The organism is Vibrio genomosp. F10 str. 9ZD137 (assembly GCF_049974785.1).
In the GTDB taxonomy this organism is placed as follows: domain Bacteria; phylum Pseudomonadota; class Gammaproteobacteria; order Enterobacterales; family Vibrionaceae; genus Vibrio.
The window spans coordinates 1-729 of the sequence record NZ_JBNGCJ010000804.1; the positions used below are offsets into that span (position 1 = coordinate 1).

Sequence of the window (729 nt, forward strand, 5' to 3'; positions counted from 1 at the left end):
AGCTTCAGGAGGTGACGAAGATCCCGTCACCGGTTCTATGCATACGGGTCTTGCCCCGTATTGGTCGGGTATTTTGAACAAGAACAAACTGGTCGCGTACCAATCCTCTGGTCGAGGGGGCGTCGTGTATTGCGATGTGCAAAGTGAACGAGTGACGATCGCAGGTTATGGCGTCTTGTATCTAAAAGGCACGATTTTTATCTAAGCTCAGGCTTTGATTAAGGGGTTAGTATGAAGTACACAGTTTCGGGATTTGAGGTGCAGATCCCCATCAATTCTGATTTGTTTCATTTTCAACAAGCCGTGAAGGAAAAGTTGTATGACTTCAATCATTCACGTCCCTCAGAAGAACGTTTACGCCAGAACATCATGAAGGAAGTACTGGGGAGCAGCAATGGCGTCCATATCGTCCCTCCCTTTCACTGTGATATGGGAAAAAACATTCACTTTAAAGAGGGCGGTTTTCTCAATTACGATGTTAAAATTCTGGATCTTGCAGAAGTGACCATTGGGCAATATGTACAAATAGGCCCAAATGTTGTCATCAGCACCGCAAGCCACCCGTTGAGTTTGTCTGAGAGAGTATTACCGATAGCGACTGCAAACCCAATTACGATTGGCGATAATGTATGGATTGGAGCAGGGGCGGTAATTCTTGATGGTGTGAGCATCGGAGATCGTTGTGTTATCGGTGCGGGCAGTGTCGTGACCAAGAGCATACCCGCTGAC

At 46.8% G+C, this 729-nt stretch carries 2 protein-coding genes; both read left to right on the forward strand.

The features are described 5' to 3' along the window. Positions 1–205 (forward strand): PhzF family phenazine biosynthesis protein (locus ACP45E_RS18505; protein ID WP_141707416.1); only part of this gene is annotated, 205 nt, incomplete at its 5' end. 26 nt (positions 206–231) lie between these two features. Beyond that, positions 232–729: sugar O-acetyltransferase (locus ACP45E_RS18510; protein ID WP_069585402.1), on the forward strand; the 498-nt coding region annotated here is incomplete at its 3' end.